This is a genomic window from Allosphingosinicella sp. (assembly GCF_036387615.1).
GTDB lineage: Bacteria > Pseudomonadota > Alphaproteobacteria > Sphingomonadales > Sphingomonadaceae > Allosphingosinicella.
On record NZ_DASVTH010000042.1, the window covers coordinates 13,500 to 27,728 of the forward strand.

Consider the following 14,229-nt stretch of genomic DNA (forward strand, 5'->3'; position numbering starts at 1 on the left):
CGTTTCGTTTTTTCCGGGAACCAATCCCAGGCTCGCCCGTTCAGCACCATACCCCCCCCCGATAGATCGGCCTCCCCCCCCGGCCGACTGTCACAGCCCCGGTCTTCCCCAAGGCCGGGGCTTTTTACTTTCCGGACCTTTAGAGGTTTGCCGAGATGGCAGGTGGGTAATCCCAATGGCATTCAAAGCACGTCGCCCCCCGGCTTGATCCGGGGCTGGATTAATTACCGAACCGCCTCGGCAGAAACCTGGCGGTAGAGAGAAGCCTGGCCCGGATCGAGTCCGGGCTGACGCCAATGTCAACGCGGCTGGGATGCCTCAACGCACCCGCGGGCCGCCGAATGGCAGCGGCGGTGGCGGTCGGCGGTCGCGGCGCGGCATCTGCGCCTGATAGGCGACACCGCAATGCTCGACGCAATAGGGGAAGCCCGGATTGGCCGGACGCCCGCAGAAGTGGAAGTCGGGCTCGCCGGGATGGCCGAGCGGCCACTTGCAGATCTTCTCGTTGAGATCGAGCAGGCTGGTCTTGTCCGCCACGTCCGCGCTCGGCTTGGCGGGGACCAGCCGGCGCGGCGGGGCAGGGGGGATCGGCTGCTGCTGATCGCCCGGACCCTGGCGAAGGAACCCGCCCGGGCCGACGGAGACGACCCGCACCTGCGGCGGCTTGACGGGCGCATCTTCCTGGCTCGCGGCAACCTGCGGCGGGGGTGGCGCCGCACTGGGTTCCGCTTTCGCAGCGGCAGCCGGTTCCGCAGCCTCGTCCGCATCCGAGCCGAGATCGGAGGGCGGGCTTTCGAGCGGGTCCGCGTCGCCCGGCGCTACTTCGAGTCCGGACACCGGGGCCGGCTCGTTCGGCTTGACCGGCGACGGCCGCGCCTGCAGCCCGAGCCGGTGCGCCTTGCCGATCACCGCGTTACGGCTGATCGTTCCCAGTTCCTCTGCGATCTGGCTGGCGGTCATGCCCTGGCTCCACAGCTCCTTCAGCCGCTCGATCCGTTCATCGGTCCATGACATGGCGTAAGTCCTTTTCGGGTCAGGGAAGCTTGCGGCCTCTCACGTCAGCCCTCTAGAGCTACCCGCGATGAATGACACGCCTTCGAAATGGGTTCGGTCCGCCCCTGGCGAACCGGTGATCCGGAACGTCAACTGGGGAGGCCTCAAGACCCTCTATTTGAAGGAGGTGCGTCGCTTCTTCAAGGTGCAGATGCAAACCGTCTGGGCGCCGGGGATCACAACCCTGCTTTACCTGATCATATTCTCTGTCGCTCTGGGGCGGAGCGGGCGCACCGTGATGGGGGTTCCTTTCGCGGATTTCATCGCGCCCGGCCTGATCGTCATGGCCATGCTGCAGAACGCGTTCGCCAATGCCAGCTTCTCGCTGCTGGTCGGTAAGATCCAGGGCACGATCGTCGATTATCTGATGCCCCCTTTATCATCGGTCGAACTGATTGCGGGTCTGGTCGGCGCCGCCGTCACCCGCGCCTTTTTGGTCGGCTTCGCCGTCTGGCTCGCCATGCTGGTGTTCCCCGGCGTCCATGTTGCGCCGCGACACCTGGCCGCGATCCTGGTGTTCGGCCTGCTCGGCAGCGCGATGCTCGGCTTTCTCGGCCTGCTTACTTCAATCTGGGCGGAGAAGTTCGATCACGCCGCGGCGGTGACCAATTTCGTGGTCGCACCCTTGTCGCTCCTGTCCGGCACCTTCTACTCGATCGAAAGCCTGTCGCCCACTTTCCAGGCGGTGAGCCACGCCAATCCATTCTTCTACGTCATATCCGGCTTTCGCTACGGATTTATCGGCGCGGCCGATTCACCGCTCCCGATCGGCGTTGCGCTGCTGCTGGCCATCAACCTTGGCCTGTTCGCGCTTTGTTACATTCTGCTGAAGAAGGGGTGGAAACTCAAGAATTAGGGTGAACGGCGGCTGACGAGGCCATTCAGCACGGGAACAGTCCGACTCGGCTATCAGGACGGCATTGGCTCTCAATGGAGTGAGTTTTATGCGTAAGATCCTGATTTCCGCCGTTCTTCTCGGCACCCTTGCTTCGGCCGCCCCGGCCGCGGCCCAGTATGGCGATTACCGCGGCAACTATGGCTACAACCAGGGCCAGAACTTCGATCGCCAGCTCGCCCAGCTGTCCGATCGCGTCGACCGCCTTTACCAGCGCCGGCTGATCTCGGAGCGTGAAGCGCGCCGTCTGTCGCGCCAGATCGATCAGACCGATCGGCTTTACGATCACTTCCGTCGCGATGGCCTAACCCGCCGCGAGCAGCATGAGATCCAGAACCGGATCCAGCACCTGCGCTCGCAGATCCGCGAAGAGCGCCAGGAAGGCCGTGAAGACCGCTACGACGACCGTCGCGACCGGCGCTACTAAGCTTGTCGAGGCTTCGGGTTCGCCCCCGTCATTGACGCGGACGCCGGCACATTCGTAAAGCAGGGAAGGCGGCCTTTTAGGTCGCCTTTCTTGCATTCACGCTGCCCGGAGCCCGCCATGGCCATCACGCCGCTCATGCCCGTTTACCCTCGCTCGCCGGTACGGCCGGTGCGGGGCGAGGGGGTCTATCTCTACGGCGAGAACGGCGAGAAATACCTCGACTTCGCGAGCGGCATCGCGGTCAATCTGCTCGGCCACGGACATCCGGTCCTGACCAAGGCCATTCAGGATCAGGCCGCGACGCTGATCCATGTCTCGAACCTTTACGGCTCCCCGCAGGGCGAAGCTTACGCCAAGCGGCTGACCGAGCTCACCTTCGCCGACACCGTGTTCTTCACCAATTCGGGGGCGGAAGCGGTCGAAGGCGCGATCAAGACCGCGCGGCGCTACCATCACCACCACGGCCGGCCTGAGAAAAACGTCCTGATCACCTTCTCCAACGCCTTTCACGGCCGCACGCTCGGCACGATCAGCGCGACGGATCAGGCCAAGCTGCGCGACGGCTTCGCGCCGCTTCTGCCCGGTTTCACCGTCGTTCCCTTCGACGATCTCGAGGCTGCGCGCGCGGCGATGACCGAGCATACCGCCGGCTTCCTCGTCGAGCCGATCCAGGGCGAGGGCGGCATCCGCCCGGCGAGCCAGGAGTTCATGTCCGGGCTTCGCCAGCTTGCCGACGAGAACGACCTGATGCTGGTGCTGGACGAGGTGCAGTGCGGCGTCGCCCGCACCGGCAAGCTTTATGCCCACGAGCATTACGGGATCGAGCCGGACATCCTCGCCTCGGCCAAGGGCATCGGCGGCGGCTTCCCCATGGGGGCGGTTCTTGCGACCGAAAAGGCGGCGGCCGGCATGGCGATCGGCACACACGGTTCCACCTACGGCGGCAATCCGCTCGCTTGCGCGGCCGGCCAGGCGGTGCTGGACGTAGTCGCCGATGACGAGTTCCTTGAACGCGTCAGCCGCATGGGCGAGCGCCTGCGCGGCGCGCTGGAACAGATGATCCCCAATCACGACCACCTGTTCGACAGCGTGCGTGGGATCGGTTTGATGCTGGGCGTCAGGATGGAGACGGACAGCCGCGCCTTCGTGACTTACCTTCGCGACCACGGCCTGCTCACCGTCGCGGCCGGCGACAACGTCATGCGCATCCTGCCGCCGCTGGTGATCGATGAGACGCATGTCGCCGAATTCGTCGAGAAGCTTTCGGCCGCGGCCCGCAGCTACGAACTGCCCCAGCAGGCCGCTTGATTTCGGTAGTTGAAGCCCGCCAACGCCTAAGCCACATCGCGCTCCATGAAATCTTCCAAACCAGCAGAAGCGGCGCTCGCCGCCAATCTCGACGAGGCGATCGGCTTCACCTTGCCCCGCCGCCACGCCCGCGGCCGCCTCGTGCGTCTCGGGCCGCTGCTCGACGAGGTGCTGTCCGCCCATGACTATCCGGCCCCGATCGCCCGCATCCTGTCCGAAGCGCTGACGCTGACGGCTCTGCTCGGCTCCACCCTCAAGGAAGTGGGCGGCCAGCTCACCATGCAGGCGCAGACCGAAAGCGGCATCATCGACTTGCTCGTCTGCGATTATCGCGGCGGCGAGCTGCGCGGCTACATCCGCTTCGATCCCGCCCGGCTCAGCGAAGTGCCGATCCGGCCGTCGCTGTTCGCCTTGTTCGGCAGGGGTTATCTCGCCATCACCTTCGACCAGGCGGCCTCGGGCGAGCGCTACCAGGGCATCGTCCCGCTCGAAGGCTCCAGCCTCGCCGACGCGGCGCAGAGCTTCTTCAGCCAGTCCGAGCAGATACCGAGCCTCGTCCGCCTCGCGGTCGACGATACCGGACACATTGCCGGCGGCCTTCTGGTCCAGCACCTGCCGGAAGGCGAGGAGGGGCGCGAGCGCCTCCACACCCGGCTCGATCACCCGGAATGGGAGCATGTCCGCATGCTCTCCGAGACGATCAAGAGCAACGAGCTGGTTGCCGGCGACCTGCCCTTCTCCGATCTGCTCTGGCGCCTTTTCCACGAGGAGGAGGAGATCCGCGTCCTTGCCACGGTGCCGCTCGTCAAGGGCTGCCGCTGCAATTTCGAGCATATCCGCGACGTCATCTCCCGATTCGGCATGGAGGAGCGCCAGGACATGGTCGATTCGGACGGCTTCATCAGCGTCGACTGCGAATTCTGCTCGCGCGTTTTCCCGATTTCTTTGAGCGACTTGGACGCTTAAAGAAAAAACCGCGCCACCAGCGTCGCAATTCGCGCCGGAATCTGTTAACGCGCGGGGATCGCGGCAGGGGATGGCCGCTCGTTGAGGGGGCCGAGCCGGGGCTCCCACTTGAGGATGGAACATGGTGGGGTCGGTCATACGGCGCCGCGCGAGGCTCGCGCTGGGCGCGGCGATTGCGGTCCTAGCGGCGGCTGCCGCGACAGGTGCGGCCAACAAGGTCACCGCCCTGTCCCGCCTCGAGCCCGGGCTTTGGCAGCTGCGCGATCTGGACGCCCCCAAGGCCGCTCAGCAGTCGATCTGCGTTGCCGATCCGATTCTGCTGATGCAGCTGCGTCATCGCGGCGCGCCCTGCACCCGCCTGGTCGTCGCCGACGGAGAGCGCGACGCGGTCGTGCACTACACTTGCCCGGCCAGCGGCTATGGCCAGACCGCGCTCCGCGTCGAGACGCCGCGCCTCGCCCAGATCGACACTCAGGGCATCATCGAAAACCGCCCGTTCGCGCTTCGGGCCGAAGCCCGCCGCGTCGGTCCATGTCAGAACGCAGCCGGCCGTTAAGACTCGGTTTACATAAGTTGGTCTAAGAGGGTCGCGTGCCGAGTTGGCACGCTTCCTCCCTAGTGGCTTTTGGAAAGCCGAAACTGGGCCGCTCTTCCGGGCGGCCCGTTCTTTTGGGGGCGCGCGTTGCGCCGAGGCAGGCCCGTCCCTAGATGACCGCGTCCATGTCCGCTCCGCACAAGCTTGCCGTCGTCCTCCTGTCCGGCGGCCTCGACTCGATGGTCGTCGCTGGACTGGCGCTGGAGCGGGGCTTTCGCCTGCTCGCCCTGACGATCGACTATAACCAGCGCCACCGGGTCGAGCTTGACGCCGCCCGGCGGATCGCGGCCGCGTTGGGCGTCGAGCGCCAGCTGGTGCTTCCGCTCGATCTGCGCGCGTTCGGGGGCTCTGCTCTCACCGACGAGATCAATGTGCCGCGCGCCGGGGAGGGCGACACCATCCCCGTCACTTACGTGCCCGCCCGCAACACCATCTTCCTGTCGCTCGCGCTCGGCTGGGCCGAGGCGATGGGCGCGCGCGACCTGTTTATCGGCGTCAACGCGCTCGATTATTCCGGCTACCCCGATTGCCGCCCCGATTTCATTGCCGGGTTCGAACAGCTCGCCACGCTCGCCACCAAGGCCGGTGTGGAGGGCGAGCCGTTTCGCGTCCAAGCGCCTCTGCTTCATCTCGGCAAGGCGGATATCGCCCGGGAGGCCGCCCGGCTCGGCATGGATGCCGGCCTCAGCTGGTCCTGCTACGATCCCGCGCCCGGACCCGCCCATTGCGGCATCTGCGACAGCTGCCGGCTCAGGGCCATGGCGTTCAGCGAAGCGGCGCTACCGGATCCCACCGATTACGCGGATCCTCGATGAGCTACGCGGTCAAGGAAATCTTCCTGACGCTGCAGGGCGAGGGTGCGCAGGCCGGCCGCCGCGCCGTTTTCCTGCGCTTTTCCGGCTGCAATCTCTGGTCGGGCCGCGAGCAGGATCGGGCGGACGCGGCCTGCACATTCTGCGACACTGATTTCGTCGGCATGGATGGCGAAGGCGGCGGACGCTTTCGCGATGCTTCCGCGCTGGCCGATGCGGCCGCGCGCACGTGGGGTGAGGGCGAGGGTCCCCTGATCGTGATCACCGGCGGCGAGCCCTTGCTCCAGCTCGATTCGGCGCTTATCGAGGCCCTCCATACGCGCGGCTTCGCCATCGCGGTCGAAAGCAACGGAACCTTGCCGGCGCCGCAAGGGATCGACTGGCTCTGCGTCAGTCCCAAGGCGGGCACCCAGATCGTCCAGCGCAGCGGCGACGAGCTCAAGCTGGTCTGGCCGCAAGCGGGGATCAATCCGGCCGAGCTCGCCGACTGGGACTTTCGCCACCACCTCATTCAGCCCAGGGACGAGGTCGATCGGGCGGCCGCGCTCCAGGCCGCCATCGCCTTCGTTATGGCCAATCCACGCTGGCGGCTCAGCCTCCAGACCCACAAGCTGCTGGGTCTGCCCTAAGCGTCAGGAAGCAGACCCGCTTATCGCGTCTCCACGCCGCCACACTTCACGCGCAACTCGTTGCGCTTGTTCCAGCAATCCTCCTGTAGCGGCGGCATCGGCGCGATCCGGATCGCGTACGGATTGAACGGGATCATTGTCGGCTTGTACGATGGGATAAGGCTGCTGCGCAGCTCGCGCATGCGCTGTTCGGCCAGCACGTGGAACTGGCCCTTGGGCCGGGTCAGCGCTTCCTTGCCGATGCTGGACGCGGTCTGGCAGAAGCCGAGCTGCGCCTGCAGCGTCGAGAAGTTGTTGTAGGTCGCGGTGGTGTAATCGTCGAATGCCCGCTGGCCTTCCTTGCCGCGGGTGCGCTTGAAATAGTTGTTCAGCGCCGTGTAGGCCTCGGCCAGCTCCTTGGCATGGTGGGCAAGAAGGCCGTTATAATTGTCCACGGTGCGCAGATAGGGCGAGAACTGGCACTGCAGGGCCGCGACGTTGAGGCCGGCCCGCATGTTCCAGAGCAGGTGCGCGCGATATTCAGCCGGCGTGGCATCGGGGATCGGCAGCCCGACCAGTGGATCGCTGCCCTGCACCGGCCCTTTCTGAAAACCCGGATCGTTCATGTAGAATTGCGCCGGGGCGGGCGAGGATGCCAGCATCGCCGCGGCGATCGGCAGCGCAGCCCGGGCGCGAACGCGCTTGATACGAAGACTCATCGTCAACCTATGCCTTCCAATAGAACCGTGTCCCTGCGCCCGCCGGGCTGTTCCTATGCTGAACGAGTCAAGCCGCGCAATCGGGAAACGCAGGACGATTACCGCCCGGTGGCGAGCAGGCCCGGTCCAGCGTCAGTCCGCGGCTGGAACGAGGTCGATCTTCGCCGCGTGGGTTGGGATAGGCGTCAGCATCAGCACCGCAGCACTTGCGACACCCAAGGCGCCCCAAATGTAGCGCCTGTTCCGGATGTCCGCGATCGCACGAGCGAGGCAGTAGATGGCGGCTGCTGAGCACGCGATCTGCCAGAGCGTCATGCCAGTTCCTCCCATTGGCGGATTGGTGGAGCCGCTCCCGTTTTTCGGACAGCAACGCCAAAAGAAAAGGCCGCCCGGTCGCCCGGACGGCCTTTTCCCGAAAACCTTGGCAGGTCGATTACATGCCGTTGGTCATGTTGCCGCCGGTGGTGTTGCCACCGGTCATGTTGCCGCCGGTCATGTTGCCACCGGTCATGTTGCCGCCGGTCATGTTGCCGCCGGTCATGTTGCCGCCGGTCATGTTGGCGTCCATGGTCATGTTGGTGTCCATGGCCATGTTGTTGTCCATGCCGGTCGCGCCGTCGACGGCGGTGACGTCGTTGGTGGTCATGCCGTCAGTAGCGGTCATGTTGGCGTCCATAGCCGCATTGTTGGCTTCGCTGCCGCCGCCGCCGCACGCCGCGACGAGGAGGGCCGCGCCGGCGACGATGGAGCCGGTCATTACAGTCTTGAGAAGGTCACGCATTTTGGAAACTCCCTAGATAGAGATTTGGTGGGGTCTGCCCCTTTTTCTACCAAATCAGTTTTGCACGATAAACGAGAAGAGGAAGGCCCTCAAGCCTCCAGATTCATACCTGCCAACAGGGCAAGAAACGGGCCCAAGCCTTGTTTCAGTGCCAGATCGAAACGCTTTTCACCTTCCGATACGCACAATTCGGCAAGGCTGGTCACCGGAAACGCGGCAATACCGCAAGGTACGATGCCTGAGAAGTGGGAAAGTTCCGGGTCGAGGTTGACCGAAAAGCCGTGCATGGTGACCCACCGGCGCACTCGAACCCCGATTGCGCCGACTTTCGCCTCTGTATTCCCGTGCCGCACCCAGATGCCGATCCGCCCCTCGGCGCGAAAGGCCTGGACGCCGAGTTGTGCAAGGGACGCGATCAACCACTCCTCCAGGCTGTGCACGAAGCGCCGGATATCGCGTCCGCGCCTGTCGAGATCGAGCAGGAGATAGCCGACACGCTGTCCCGGACCATGATAGGTGTAGCGTCCGCCGCGCCCCGCTTCGAACACCGGAAATCCTTGCGGATTGAACAGTTCGGCCGGGTCGGCGCTGGTCCCGGCGGTGTAGAGCGGGGGATGCTGCAAGAGCCAGACGAGCTCGGGCGCGCCCTCCTCGCGAATCGCCCTGGCGCGGTTTTCCATTTCGGCCAGCGCCTCCGGATAGGGCACGAGGCCGGGAGAGACCCGCCACTCGATCTGCCCGGTCAGCTGCTCGTCCGTCATCCTCCCGATGTCGTCCGGCGGGGCGGCGCGATCAAGCCGTCCTTGCCCGCTTCGGCTCCGGGCGGCTATGCGGCCGACATATTCGGAAGGGGCATGATGAGGTTTTCCTACAGCGCGATCTGGGCCGACACCGTCAACATGCTGAAGAGCCACGGCTCGCTGATCGGCGCCGTAGCAGGCGTCTTTCTGCTGCTCCCGACCCTGCTGACCGGCTACTTCCTGCCCCAGCCCACGCCCAGCGAAGCCGATCCGTTCGGGCCGATGTTCGAGCATTTCGCGAACAACTGGCCCTGGCTGCTGATCGGCAACCTGTTCAACATGGTGGGCGCGATCGCCATCTATCTGTTGCTGCTGCGCGGGCGGGAACAAACGGTCGGACGCGCGATCGCCGCCGCTTTGCCGATCCTTCCCTTTTACCTGCTGATGTCGATCCTGACCAACCTGGCGATCGGCCTTGGCCTCGGACTGTTCATCCTGCCTGGCATCTATCTGCTCGGCCGCCTGTTTCCGGCAAGTCCGGTGCTCGTCACCCAGCAACCACGCAATCCGCTCGCCGCGATCAGGGACAGCTGGGCGCTGACCCGCGGACGCGGCTGGGCGGTGGCTGGCCTCGTCGCGATCGTCTTCGTGGTGGGCATGCTGGTCAGTTTCGTCATCACCGCGATCCTCGGTTCGGTGCTGTTACTCGCCGGCGGGCGGGAAGGTATCGGCGGTATGCTGGTGCTGATCCTCAGCTCCGCGCTGACCGCGGCGCTTTACGCGGTCCTGACGGTTCTGGTCGCCGCCATCTATCGCGCCTTGCGTGGCGGGCCGGAGTCGACGGTGGACCTCTCCAAGGGAATCTGAGGCGCGACATCCTCCGCCAGGATGCCGATCAGGCGCGGATCGGGGAAGCTCTCGAACGCGCGCTTGTACACCTGGAAGCCCGCCTTGAGGTAGGAGGGCAGGGCGGCCGGATGGTCGAGCGTGCAGGTGTTGACGTGCACGCGGGCGACATCCGGGCGCCAGGCCAGCGCCATCAGCTGCGCGAACAGCCACTGGCCGTGACCCTTGCCGGCAAGCTCAGGGACAAGCCCCAGGAAGCGGATCAGGCACTCGCCGGGCTGGCCGAAGTCGAGCTCCAGCATTCCCACTTCGATCCCGCGCCGGTCGACCACGGCATGGACGTCCGCGATCGTCGCCGCGAGCAGCGCATCGTCCATCGCGAGGCGTGAATACCACAGCCAGCGCGCGCCGACGCGGCGGAAAAGCTCACGATACTTGGCGGGATCAGGGGATCGCCAATGCTCGAGGCGAAGCGGCGAGACGGGCATGGGGCGGGGGCGAGGGCGCTCGGTCATCTCGAGGAAGGTGACGACGGTGCCGACATGGCCGGGGGGAATGTCGATGAGCATCTAATTCCTCCCCGGAACGGGGAGGGGGACCAGCCGTAGGCTGGTGGAGGGGGGCCGTCTTTGAGGAGCTCCGACGCAGGGCCCCCTCCACCACGCCGCTTCGGGGGACCCCGCCAAAGTAGTACTTTGGCGGGAACCCTGCCGTGGTCCCCCTCCCCGTCCCGGGGAGGACCTCACGACCACGTCGCCAGCGGGGGCAGGCTCATCAGGATCGCGTCGACATTGCCGCCGGTCTTGAGCCCGAACAGGGTGCCGCGATCGTAGATGAGGTTAAATTCGGCATAGCGCCCGCGCCATTCGAGCTGGCGCGCCTTGTCTTCGTCGGAAAAGGGCGTCGCCATTCTCCGGCGAACGAGCTTGGGGAAGACGTCCAGGAACGCCTCGCCGACGTCGCGGGCGAAGGCGAAATGCGCGTCGAAATGATCCTCCAGATGATCGAAGAAGATGCCGCCCACCCCGCGGTGCACGCCGCGATGGGGAATGAAGAAATAATCCTCCGCCCATTTCGAGAAGCGCGGATAATAGGTCGGGTCGTGGGCCGCGCAGGCGGCGCGAAGGCGGGCGTGGAAGTCGGCCGTGTCCTCCTCGTAAGGGAGCGGCGGGTTCAGGTCCGCCCCGCCGCCGAACCAGCGCTTGGTGGTGGCCAGGAAGCGCGTGTTCATGTGGACGGCGGGCGCGTGCGGGTTGGCCATGTGGGCGACCAGGCTGATGCCGGTCGCGAAGAAGCGCGGGTCTTCCGCCGCGCCGAGCACGCTTTGCGCGAAGTCGGGGCTGAAGCTTCCCCCCACGGTCGAGACGTTGACGCCGACCTTCTCGAACACCTGTCCCTTCATCAGGCCGCGCACGCCGCCGCCGCCGGGCGATCCGTCCGGGTCGAGCCGCTCCCAGGGCATGTAGTCGAATCGCGCCTCGCCTGAGCCGGTCGAAGGGGCGGCCTCGCGCTCGATCGCCTCGAATTCGGCGCAGATCCGGTCGCGCAGCGACTCGAACCAGTCCCGCGCCGCCTGTTGCTGCTCATCAAGCTCGATCATCGCGCCTCCGGTCGGCCAGCCGATGCTCCCGCGCGCTCCGGCTTGCAAGAGCCGGTGCCTGAGCAACCCATGTGGTCAAATCCGCTTTCCTACGTGTTCCGCTTATGTTCTAAACTCCCGATGGGCGGGGATGGTGATTCGGGCGGGGGGCGGACCCGCATCGATGGCGCTTTGAAGGCGGCGTTCCTGAAGGCCATGTGCGACGGCGCGCGGCTCGACGAGGCAGCCGCGGCCCTTCGGGTCACGCTGCAGGGCCTTTACAAGGCGCGCAAACGCGATCCGCAATTCGCGACTGACTGGCAAGAGGCATATGCATCGTCATCGGAGGCGGAGCGGCGGCCGAAGCAAAGGCGGGTGCGCGGGGGCGAGACGCGGATCGTGGCGAACAACCGCCGCGGACTGCAGCGGCGCAAGATGCGGCACGTCCGCTTCGACAAAAAAAGGCAGCAGGCGTTCCTCGCCCATTTCTGCTGGAGCTGCGACACGATCGCGGCCGCGGCGGCGGCCGGAGTTTGCGAGCGGACCGTGTACGTCCACCGCCGGAAGAACCCAGCCTTTGCCGCGGAATTCCAGGAGGCGCTCGAGCAGGGCGATGTGAGCCTGGAAGCCGAAGCGCTGCGCCAGCGGCTCGCCGTGCAGAGGAGGCTGCGGGCCGCGATCGAGGAGGCCCGGCCGGACGACGCCGGAGCGGTGCCCGCCGCCATCGCCGCGGAGTTCGAGCGCGTGCTGAAGCTGCTCGACCGCTGGGACCGAAAGGGACGGCGGCCGGAGCAGTCCGCGTCCGGCGGCGCGCGGCGGGTGTGGACCTTTGACGCGGCCATAGACTTGCTGGGCAAGCGCCTGGATTCACTGGGCGTCGATGTGCCGTCGCTACCGCCTGAGGAGGCCGCGCGCTACGACGGCCCGGAGGACGGGGAGCCCGGCCCGTGAAACGCAGCGAGGCGGTCGCCCGGCTGCGGGCGCTCCGCCGGATGACGGCCGAGCGCCGCCGCGTTATCTTGTCGGCGCTCCCCGCGGCCGCGATCGCGATCCTCGCCGAGGAATGGTGGTGGCGCGCCCATGGCGGCCAGCACGAGCCGGCCCGTGCGCAGGGCGGCGGCCCGTGGCGGGTCTGGGCGATCGTCGCCGGCCGCGGTTTCGGCAAGACCCGCGCCGGCGCCGAATGGGTGTGGGCGCGCGCCCGCGAAGGCGGGGAGGGGACCCGCATCGCGCTTGTCGCCGCCACCCGCGAGGAAGCGGCGCGGGTGATGGTGGAGGGCGAAAGCGGCCTCATCGCCTCGGCTCGCTGGGGCGAGCGGCCGCTCTGGATTCCGACCCGCGGCCTCGTCCGCTTTCCCTCGGGCGCCGAGGGCTTCGTCTATTCGGCCGAGCGCCCGGAGGCCTTGCGCGGCCCGCAGCATCATTTCGCCTGGGTCGACGAGCTCGCCAAATGGCCCCGTTCGACAAGCTCAGGGCAGGTGCGCGCCGAGGCGACCTGGGACAATCTCGTCCTCGGCCTGCGGCTCGGCACGCGCCCGCGCACGATCCTCACCACCACGCCCCGGCCGGTCCCGCTCCTGAAGCGCATCCTCGCGCTCCCGCACACGGCCAGCACCAGCGGCCGCACCGACCAGAACCCGCACAGCGCCCGCGACTTCCGCGAGGCCGTCGCCGCGCTCTACGCCGGCACCCGGCTTGGACGGCAGGAGCTGGACGGGCTGCTGCTGGAGGATTTGCCCGGCGCGCTTTGGACCCGCGAGATGATCGAGAGGGCGCGCGTGATCCTCCCCGGGACGGGGAGGGAGACCGCGACGCGAAGCGGCGTGGTGGAGGGGGGGTCGTGCCAGGCGGTGAGCCCCCTCCACCAGCCTGCGGCTGGTCCCCCTCCCCGTCCCGGGGAGGATCTTGCCCGCATCGTCGTCGGAGTCGATCCGCCGGCGAGCGCGCATGGCGATTCTTGCGGCATCGTCGTTTGCGGGCTCGGGCGCGACGGCACGGCCTATGTGCTCGCCGATCTTACGGTCGGCGGCAAGCGGCCGGAAGGATGGGCCCGCCGCGTCGCCGCCGCCGCGGAGGCGTGGGAGGCGCAGCTCGTCGTCGCCGAGAAGAACCAGGGCGGCGACATGGTCGAATCCGTGCTGCGCGCCGCGAGCTTCGCGCTGCCGATCCGCCTCGTCGCCGCCACCAGGGCCAAGGCGGCGCGCGCCGAGCCGATCGCGCTCCACTTCGAGGCGGGCCGCGCGAAGCTCGCCGGTTCGTTCCCCGAGCTGGAGGACCAGCTGTGCGGCCTCACCTATGCCGGCTACCAAGGCCCCGGTAACTCGCCCGACCGCGCCGACGCGATGGTCTGGGCGATGACGGAGCTGTTCGCAAAGGCGAGGGAGCCTCGGATATCCGTGCTTTAGGGCAGCATCCGTCGCGCGAGTGTCCGCTATGGGTGGAAAGCGGACACCGCTTATTTAGAGGGGAGAACCTCTCTTAGCCAAGCAATCTGCCCTAGCGCGTCTCGCCGGGCTGCCTCTGGCGTGTCGAAGATTCCGGAGAAGTGGGTGGGGGTCCAATACTCCATCAGGCCGCCCCCGAAATCGCTCAAATCCTCAGAGAAGAACGAGTCCTCATCATACACGAAGAAGCCATCGTCCCGCCGCAGCAAGTGCCAGCGTTTGGTGCCGTCGAGGCTCGCCGCAGTCTCCAGGATATCTGGTTCAGAATCCATCTTCTCCTTTGTGCCGACCCGCCTGAATGTCCGCAATGGGTCGAAAGCAGATGGGGTGGATGGCTCCCGCTCCCGGCATCTGAGTGCCAAAGTGTGGTTGCTGTCGAAGCGTCCACGAGAAGGAGCCACCCACATGGAGATTACCACGATCGGCCTGGACTTGGCCAAGAGCATTTTTCAGATT

At 66.6% G+C, this 14,229-nt stretch carries 18 protein-coding genes; 10 read left to right on the plus strand and 8 right to left on the minus strand.

Annotation, left to right across the window (positions count from 1 at the left end):
- Positions 1-318: 318 nt before the first annotated feature.
- Entirely contained in the window at positions 319-1,014 is a 696-nt protein-coding gene (locus VF631_RS09550; RefSeq protein WP_431850065.1) for a GcrA family cell cycle regulator, read from the minus strand.
- A 67-nt stretch (positions 1,015-1,081) separates the two neighbouring features.
- Between VF631_RS09550 and VF631_RS09555 the strand changes: the two genes are divergently transcribed.
- The 7 genes from VF631_RS09555 (at position 1,082) to queE (ending at position 6,685) form a co-directional block, all read left to right on the plus strand.
- Positions 1,082-1,909 carry an ABC transporter permease gene (locus tag VF631_RS09555; protein WP_431850066.1) on the plus strand — a complete coding sequence of 276 codons (828 nt, stop codon included), beginning with the start codon at positions 1,082-1,084 and terminating at the stop codon, positions 1,907-1,909.
- Between the two features lie 88 nt (positions 1,910-1,997).
- Positions 1,998-2,375: a hypothetical protein gene (locus tag VF631_RS09560; protein ID WP_431850067.1), complete on the plus strand. Its 378-nt coding sequence runs from the start codon at positions 1,998-2,000 to the stop codon at positions 2,373-2,375.
- 117 nt (positions 2,376-2,492) lie between these two features.
- Positions 2,493-3,683: an aspartate aminotransferase family protein gene (locus VF631_RS09565; protein WP_431850068.1), complete on the plus strand. Its 1,191-nt coding sequence runs from the start codon at positions 2,493-2,495 to the stop codon at positions 3,681-3,683.
- Between the two features lie 45 nt (positions 3,684-3,728).
- Positions 3,729-4,649 (plus strand): Hsp33 family molecular chaperone HslO, encoded by a 921-nt coding sequence (locus tag VF631_RS09570; RefSeq protein ID WP_431850069.1) that lies wholly within the window; start codon positions 3,729-3,731, stop codon positions 4,647-4,649.
- A gap of 121 nt (positions 4,650-4,770) precedes the next feature.
- Positions 4,771-5,205: a DUF3617 domain-containing protein gene (locus VF631_RS09575; RefSeq protein WP_431850070.1), complete on the plus strand. Its 435-nt coding sequence runs from the start codon at positions 4,771-4,773 to the stop codon at positions 5,203-5,205.
- Positions 5,206-5,357: 152 nt separating this feature from the next.
- Complete coding sequence (gene queC / locus VF631_RS09580; RefSeq protein ID WP_431850071.1) at positions 5,358-6,059, plus strand: 7-cyano-7-deazaguanine synthase QueC; 702 nt, start codon at positions 5,358-5,360, stop codon at positions 6,057-6,059.
- Positions 6,056-6,685 carry a 7-carboxy-7-deazaguanine synthase gene (gene queE / locus VF631_RS09585; protein WP_431850072.1) on the plus strand — a complete coding sequence of 210 codons (630 nt, stop codon included), beginning with the start codon at positions 6,056-6,058 and terminating at the stop codon, positions 6,683-6,685. Before queC ends, queE begins: the two co-directional genes overlap by 4 nt.
- A gap of 20 nt (positions 6,686-6,705) precedes the next feature.
- On the opposite strand, the gene VF631_RS09590 is transcribed toward queE, so the two are convergent.
- The 4 genes from VF631_RS09590 to lipB all read right to left on the minus strand — a co-directional run bounded on the left by VF631_RS09590 (position 6,706) and on the right by lipB (position 8,925).
- Entirely contained in the window at positions 6,706-7,383 is a 678-nt protein-coding gene (locus tag VF631_RS09590; protein ID WP_431850073.1) for a hypothetical protein, read from the minus strand.
- A 132-nt stretch (positions 7,384-7,515) separates the two neighbouring features.
- On the minus strand, positions 7,516-7,698 hold the full coding sequence (locus VF631_RS09595) for a hypothetical protein (protein ID WP_431850074.1): 183 nt from the start codon (positions 7,696-7,698) through the stop codon (positions 7,516-7,518).
- Between the two features lie 118 nt (positions 7,699-7,816).
- Complete coding sequence (locus tag VF631_RS09600) at positions 7,817-8,164, minus strand: hypothetical protein (RefSeq protein WP_431850075.1); 348 nt, start codon at positions 8,162-8,164, stop codon at positions 7,817-7,819.
- An 89-nt stretch (positions 8,165-8,253) separates the two neighbouring features.
- Positions 8,254-8,925 carry a lipoyl(octanoyl) transferase LipB gene (lipB, locus tag VF631_RS09605; protein ID WP_431850076.1) on the minus strand — a complete coding sequence of 224 codons (672 nt, stop codon included), beginning with the start codon at positions 8,923-8,925 and terminating at the stop codon, positions 8,254-8,256.
- Positions 8,926-9,018: 93 nt separating this feature from the next.
- Here lipB and VF631_RS09610 point away from each other — a divergent pair, with 93 nt between their 5' ends.
- Positions 9,019-9,771, plus strand: a complete 753-nt coding sequence (locus VF631_RS09610; protein ID WP_431850077.1) for a YciC family protein — start codon at positions 9,019-9,021, stop codon at positions 9,769-9,771.
- Here VF631_RS09610 and VF631_RS09615 read toward each other — a convergent pair.
- Both VF631_RS09615 and hemF read right to left on the minus strand, forming a co-directional pair.
- On the minus strand, positions 9,714-10,319 hold the full coding sequence (locus tag VF631_RS09615) for a GNAT family N-acetyltransferase (RefSeq protein WP_431850078.1): 606 nt from the start codon (positions 10,317-10,319) through the stop codon (positions 9,714-9,716). The two genes, VF631_RS09610 and VF631_RS09615, sit on opposite strands and share 58 nt — an antisense overlap.
- Before the next feature lie 173 nt (positions 10,320-10,492).
- Entirely contained in the window at positions 10,493-11,350 is an 858-nt protein-coding gene (gene hemF / locus VF631_RS09620) for an oxygen-dependent coproporphyrinogen oxidase (RefSeq protein ID WP_431850079.1), read from the minus strand.
- 120 nt (positions 11,351-11,470) lie between these two features.
- On the opposite strand from hemF, the gene VF631_RS09625 reads away from it, so the two are divergent.
- Together VF631_RS09625 and VF631_RS09630 are read left to right on the plus strand one after the other, a co-directional pair.
- Positions 11,471-12,280, plus strand: a complete 810-nt coding sequence (locus VF631_RS09625) for a hypothetical protein (protein ID WP_431850080.1) — start codon at positions 11,471-11,473, stop codon at positions 12,278-12,280.
- A gap of 41 nt (positions 12,281-12,321) precedes the next feature.
- Entirely contained in the window at positions 12,322-13,734 is a 1,413-nt protein-coding gene (locus VF631_RS09630) for a terminase large subunit domain-containing protein (protein ID WP_431850083.1), read from the plus strand.
- A gap of 50 nt (positions 13,735-13,784) precedes the next feature.
- Here the strand turns inward: VF631_RS09630 and VF631_RS09635 are convergent, their stop codons facing one another.
- Positions 13,785-14,045 (minus strand): hypothetical protein, encoded by a 261-nt coding sequence (locus VF631_RS09635; protein WP_431850081.1) that lies wholly within the window; start codon positions 14,043-14,045, stop codon positions 13,785-13,787.
- Positions 14,046-14,229 lie beyond the last annotated feature (184 nt).

Excerpts from the sequence above, each read along its gene's own strand:
- VF631_RS09550 (WP_431850065.1), bottom strand. The coding sequence starts at position 1,014 with ATGTCATGGACCGATGAACGGATCGAGCGGCTGAAGGAGCTGTGGAGC.
- VF631_RS09555 (WP_431850066.1), top strand. The coding sequence starts at position 1,082 with ATGAATGACACGCCTTCGAAATGGGTTCGGTCCGCCCCTGGCGAACCG.
- VF631_RS09560 (WP_431850067.1), top strand. The coding sequence starts at position 1,998 with ATGCGTAAGATCCTGATTTCCGCCGTTCTTCTCGGCACCCTTGCTTCG.
- VF631_RS09565 (WP_431850068.1), top strand. The coding sequence starts at position 2,493 with ATGGCCATCACGCCGCTCATGCCCGTTTACCCTCGCTCGCCGGTACGG.
- VF631_RS09570 (WP_431850069.1), top strand. The coding sequence starts at position 3,729 with ATGAAATCTTCCAAACCAGCAGAAGCGGCGCTCGCCGCCAATCTCGAC.
- VF631_RS09575 (WP_431850070.1), top strand. The coding sequence starts at position 4,771 with ATGGTGGGGTCGGTCATACGGCGCCGCGCGAGGCTCGCGCTGGGCGCG.
- queC (WP_431850071.1), top strand. The coding sequence starts at position 5,358 with ATGACCGCGTCCATGTCCGCTCCGCACAAGCTTGCCGTCGTCCTCCTG.
- queE (WP_431850072.1), top strand. The coding sequence starts at position 6,056 with ATGAGCTACGCGGTCAAGGAAATCTTCCTGACGCTGCAGGGCGAGGGT.
- VF631_RS09590 (WP_431850073.1), bottom strand. The coding sequence starts at position 7,383 with ATGAGTCTTCGTATCAAGCGCGTTCGCGCCCGGGCTGCGCTGCCGATC.
- VF631_RS09595 (WP_431850074.1), bottom strand. The coding sequence starts at position 7,698 with ATGACGCTCTGGCAGATCGCGTGCTCAGCAGCCGCCATCTACTGCCTC.
- VF631_RS09600 (WP_431850075.1), bottom strand. The coding sequence starts at position 8,164 with ATGCGTGACCTTCTCAAGACTGTAATGACCGGCTCCATCGTCGCCGGC.
- lipB (WP_431850076.1), bottom strand. The coding sequence starts at position 8,925 with ATGACGGACGAGCAGCTGACCGGGCAGATCGAGTGGCGGGTCTCTCCC.
- VF631_RS09610 (WP_431850077.1), top strand. The coding sequence starts at position 9,019 with ATGATGAGGTTTTCCTACAGCGCGATCTGGGCCGACACCGTCAACATG.
- VF631_RS09615 (WP_431850078.1), bottom strand. The coding sequence starts at position 10,319 with ATGCTCATCGACATTCCCCCCGGCCATGTCGGCACCGTCGTCACCTTC.
- hemF (WP_431850079.1), bottom strand. The coding sequence starts at position 11,350 with ATGATCGAGCTTGATGAGCAGCAACAGGCGGCGCGGGACTGGTTCGAG.
- VF631_RS09625 (WP_431850080.1), top strand. The coding sequence starts at position 11,471 with ATGGGCGGGGATGGTGATTCGGGCGGGGGGCGGACCCGCATCGATGGC.
- VF631_RS09630 (WP_431850083.1), top strand. The coding sequence starts at position 12,322 with ATGACGGCCGAGCGCCGCCGCGTTATCTTGTCGGCGCTCCCCGCGGCC.
- VF631_RS09635 (WP_431850081.1), bottom strand. The coding sequence starts at position 14,045 with ATGGATTCTGAACCAGATATCCTGGAGACTGCGGCGAGCCTCGACGGC.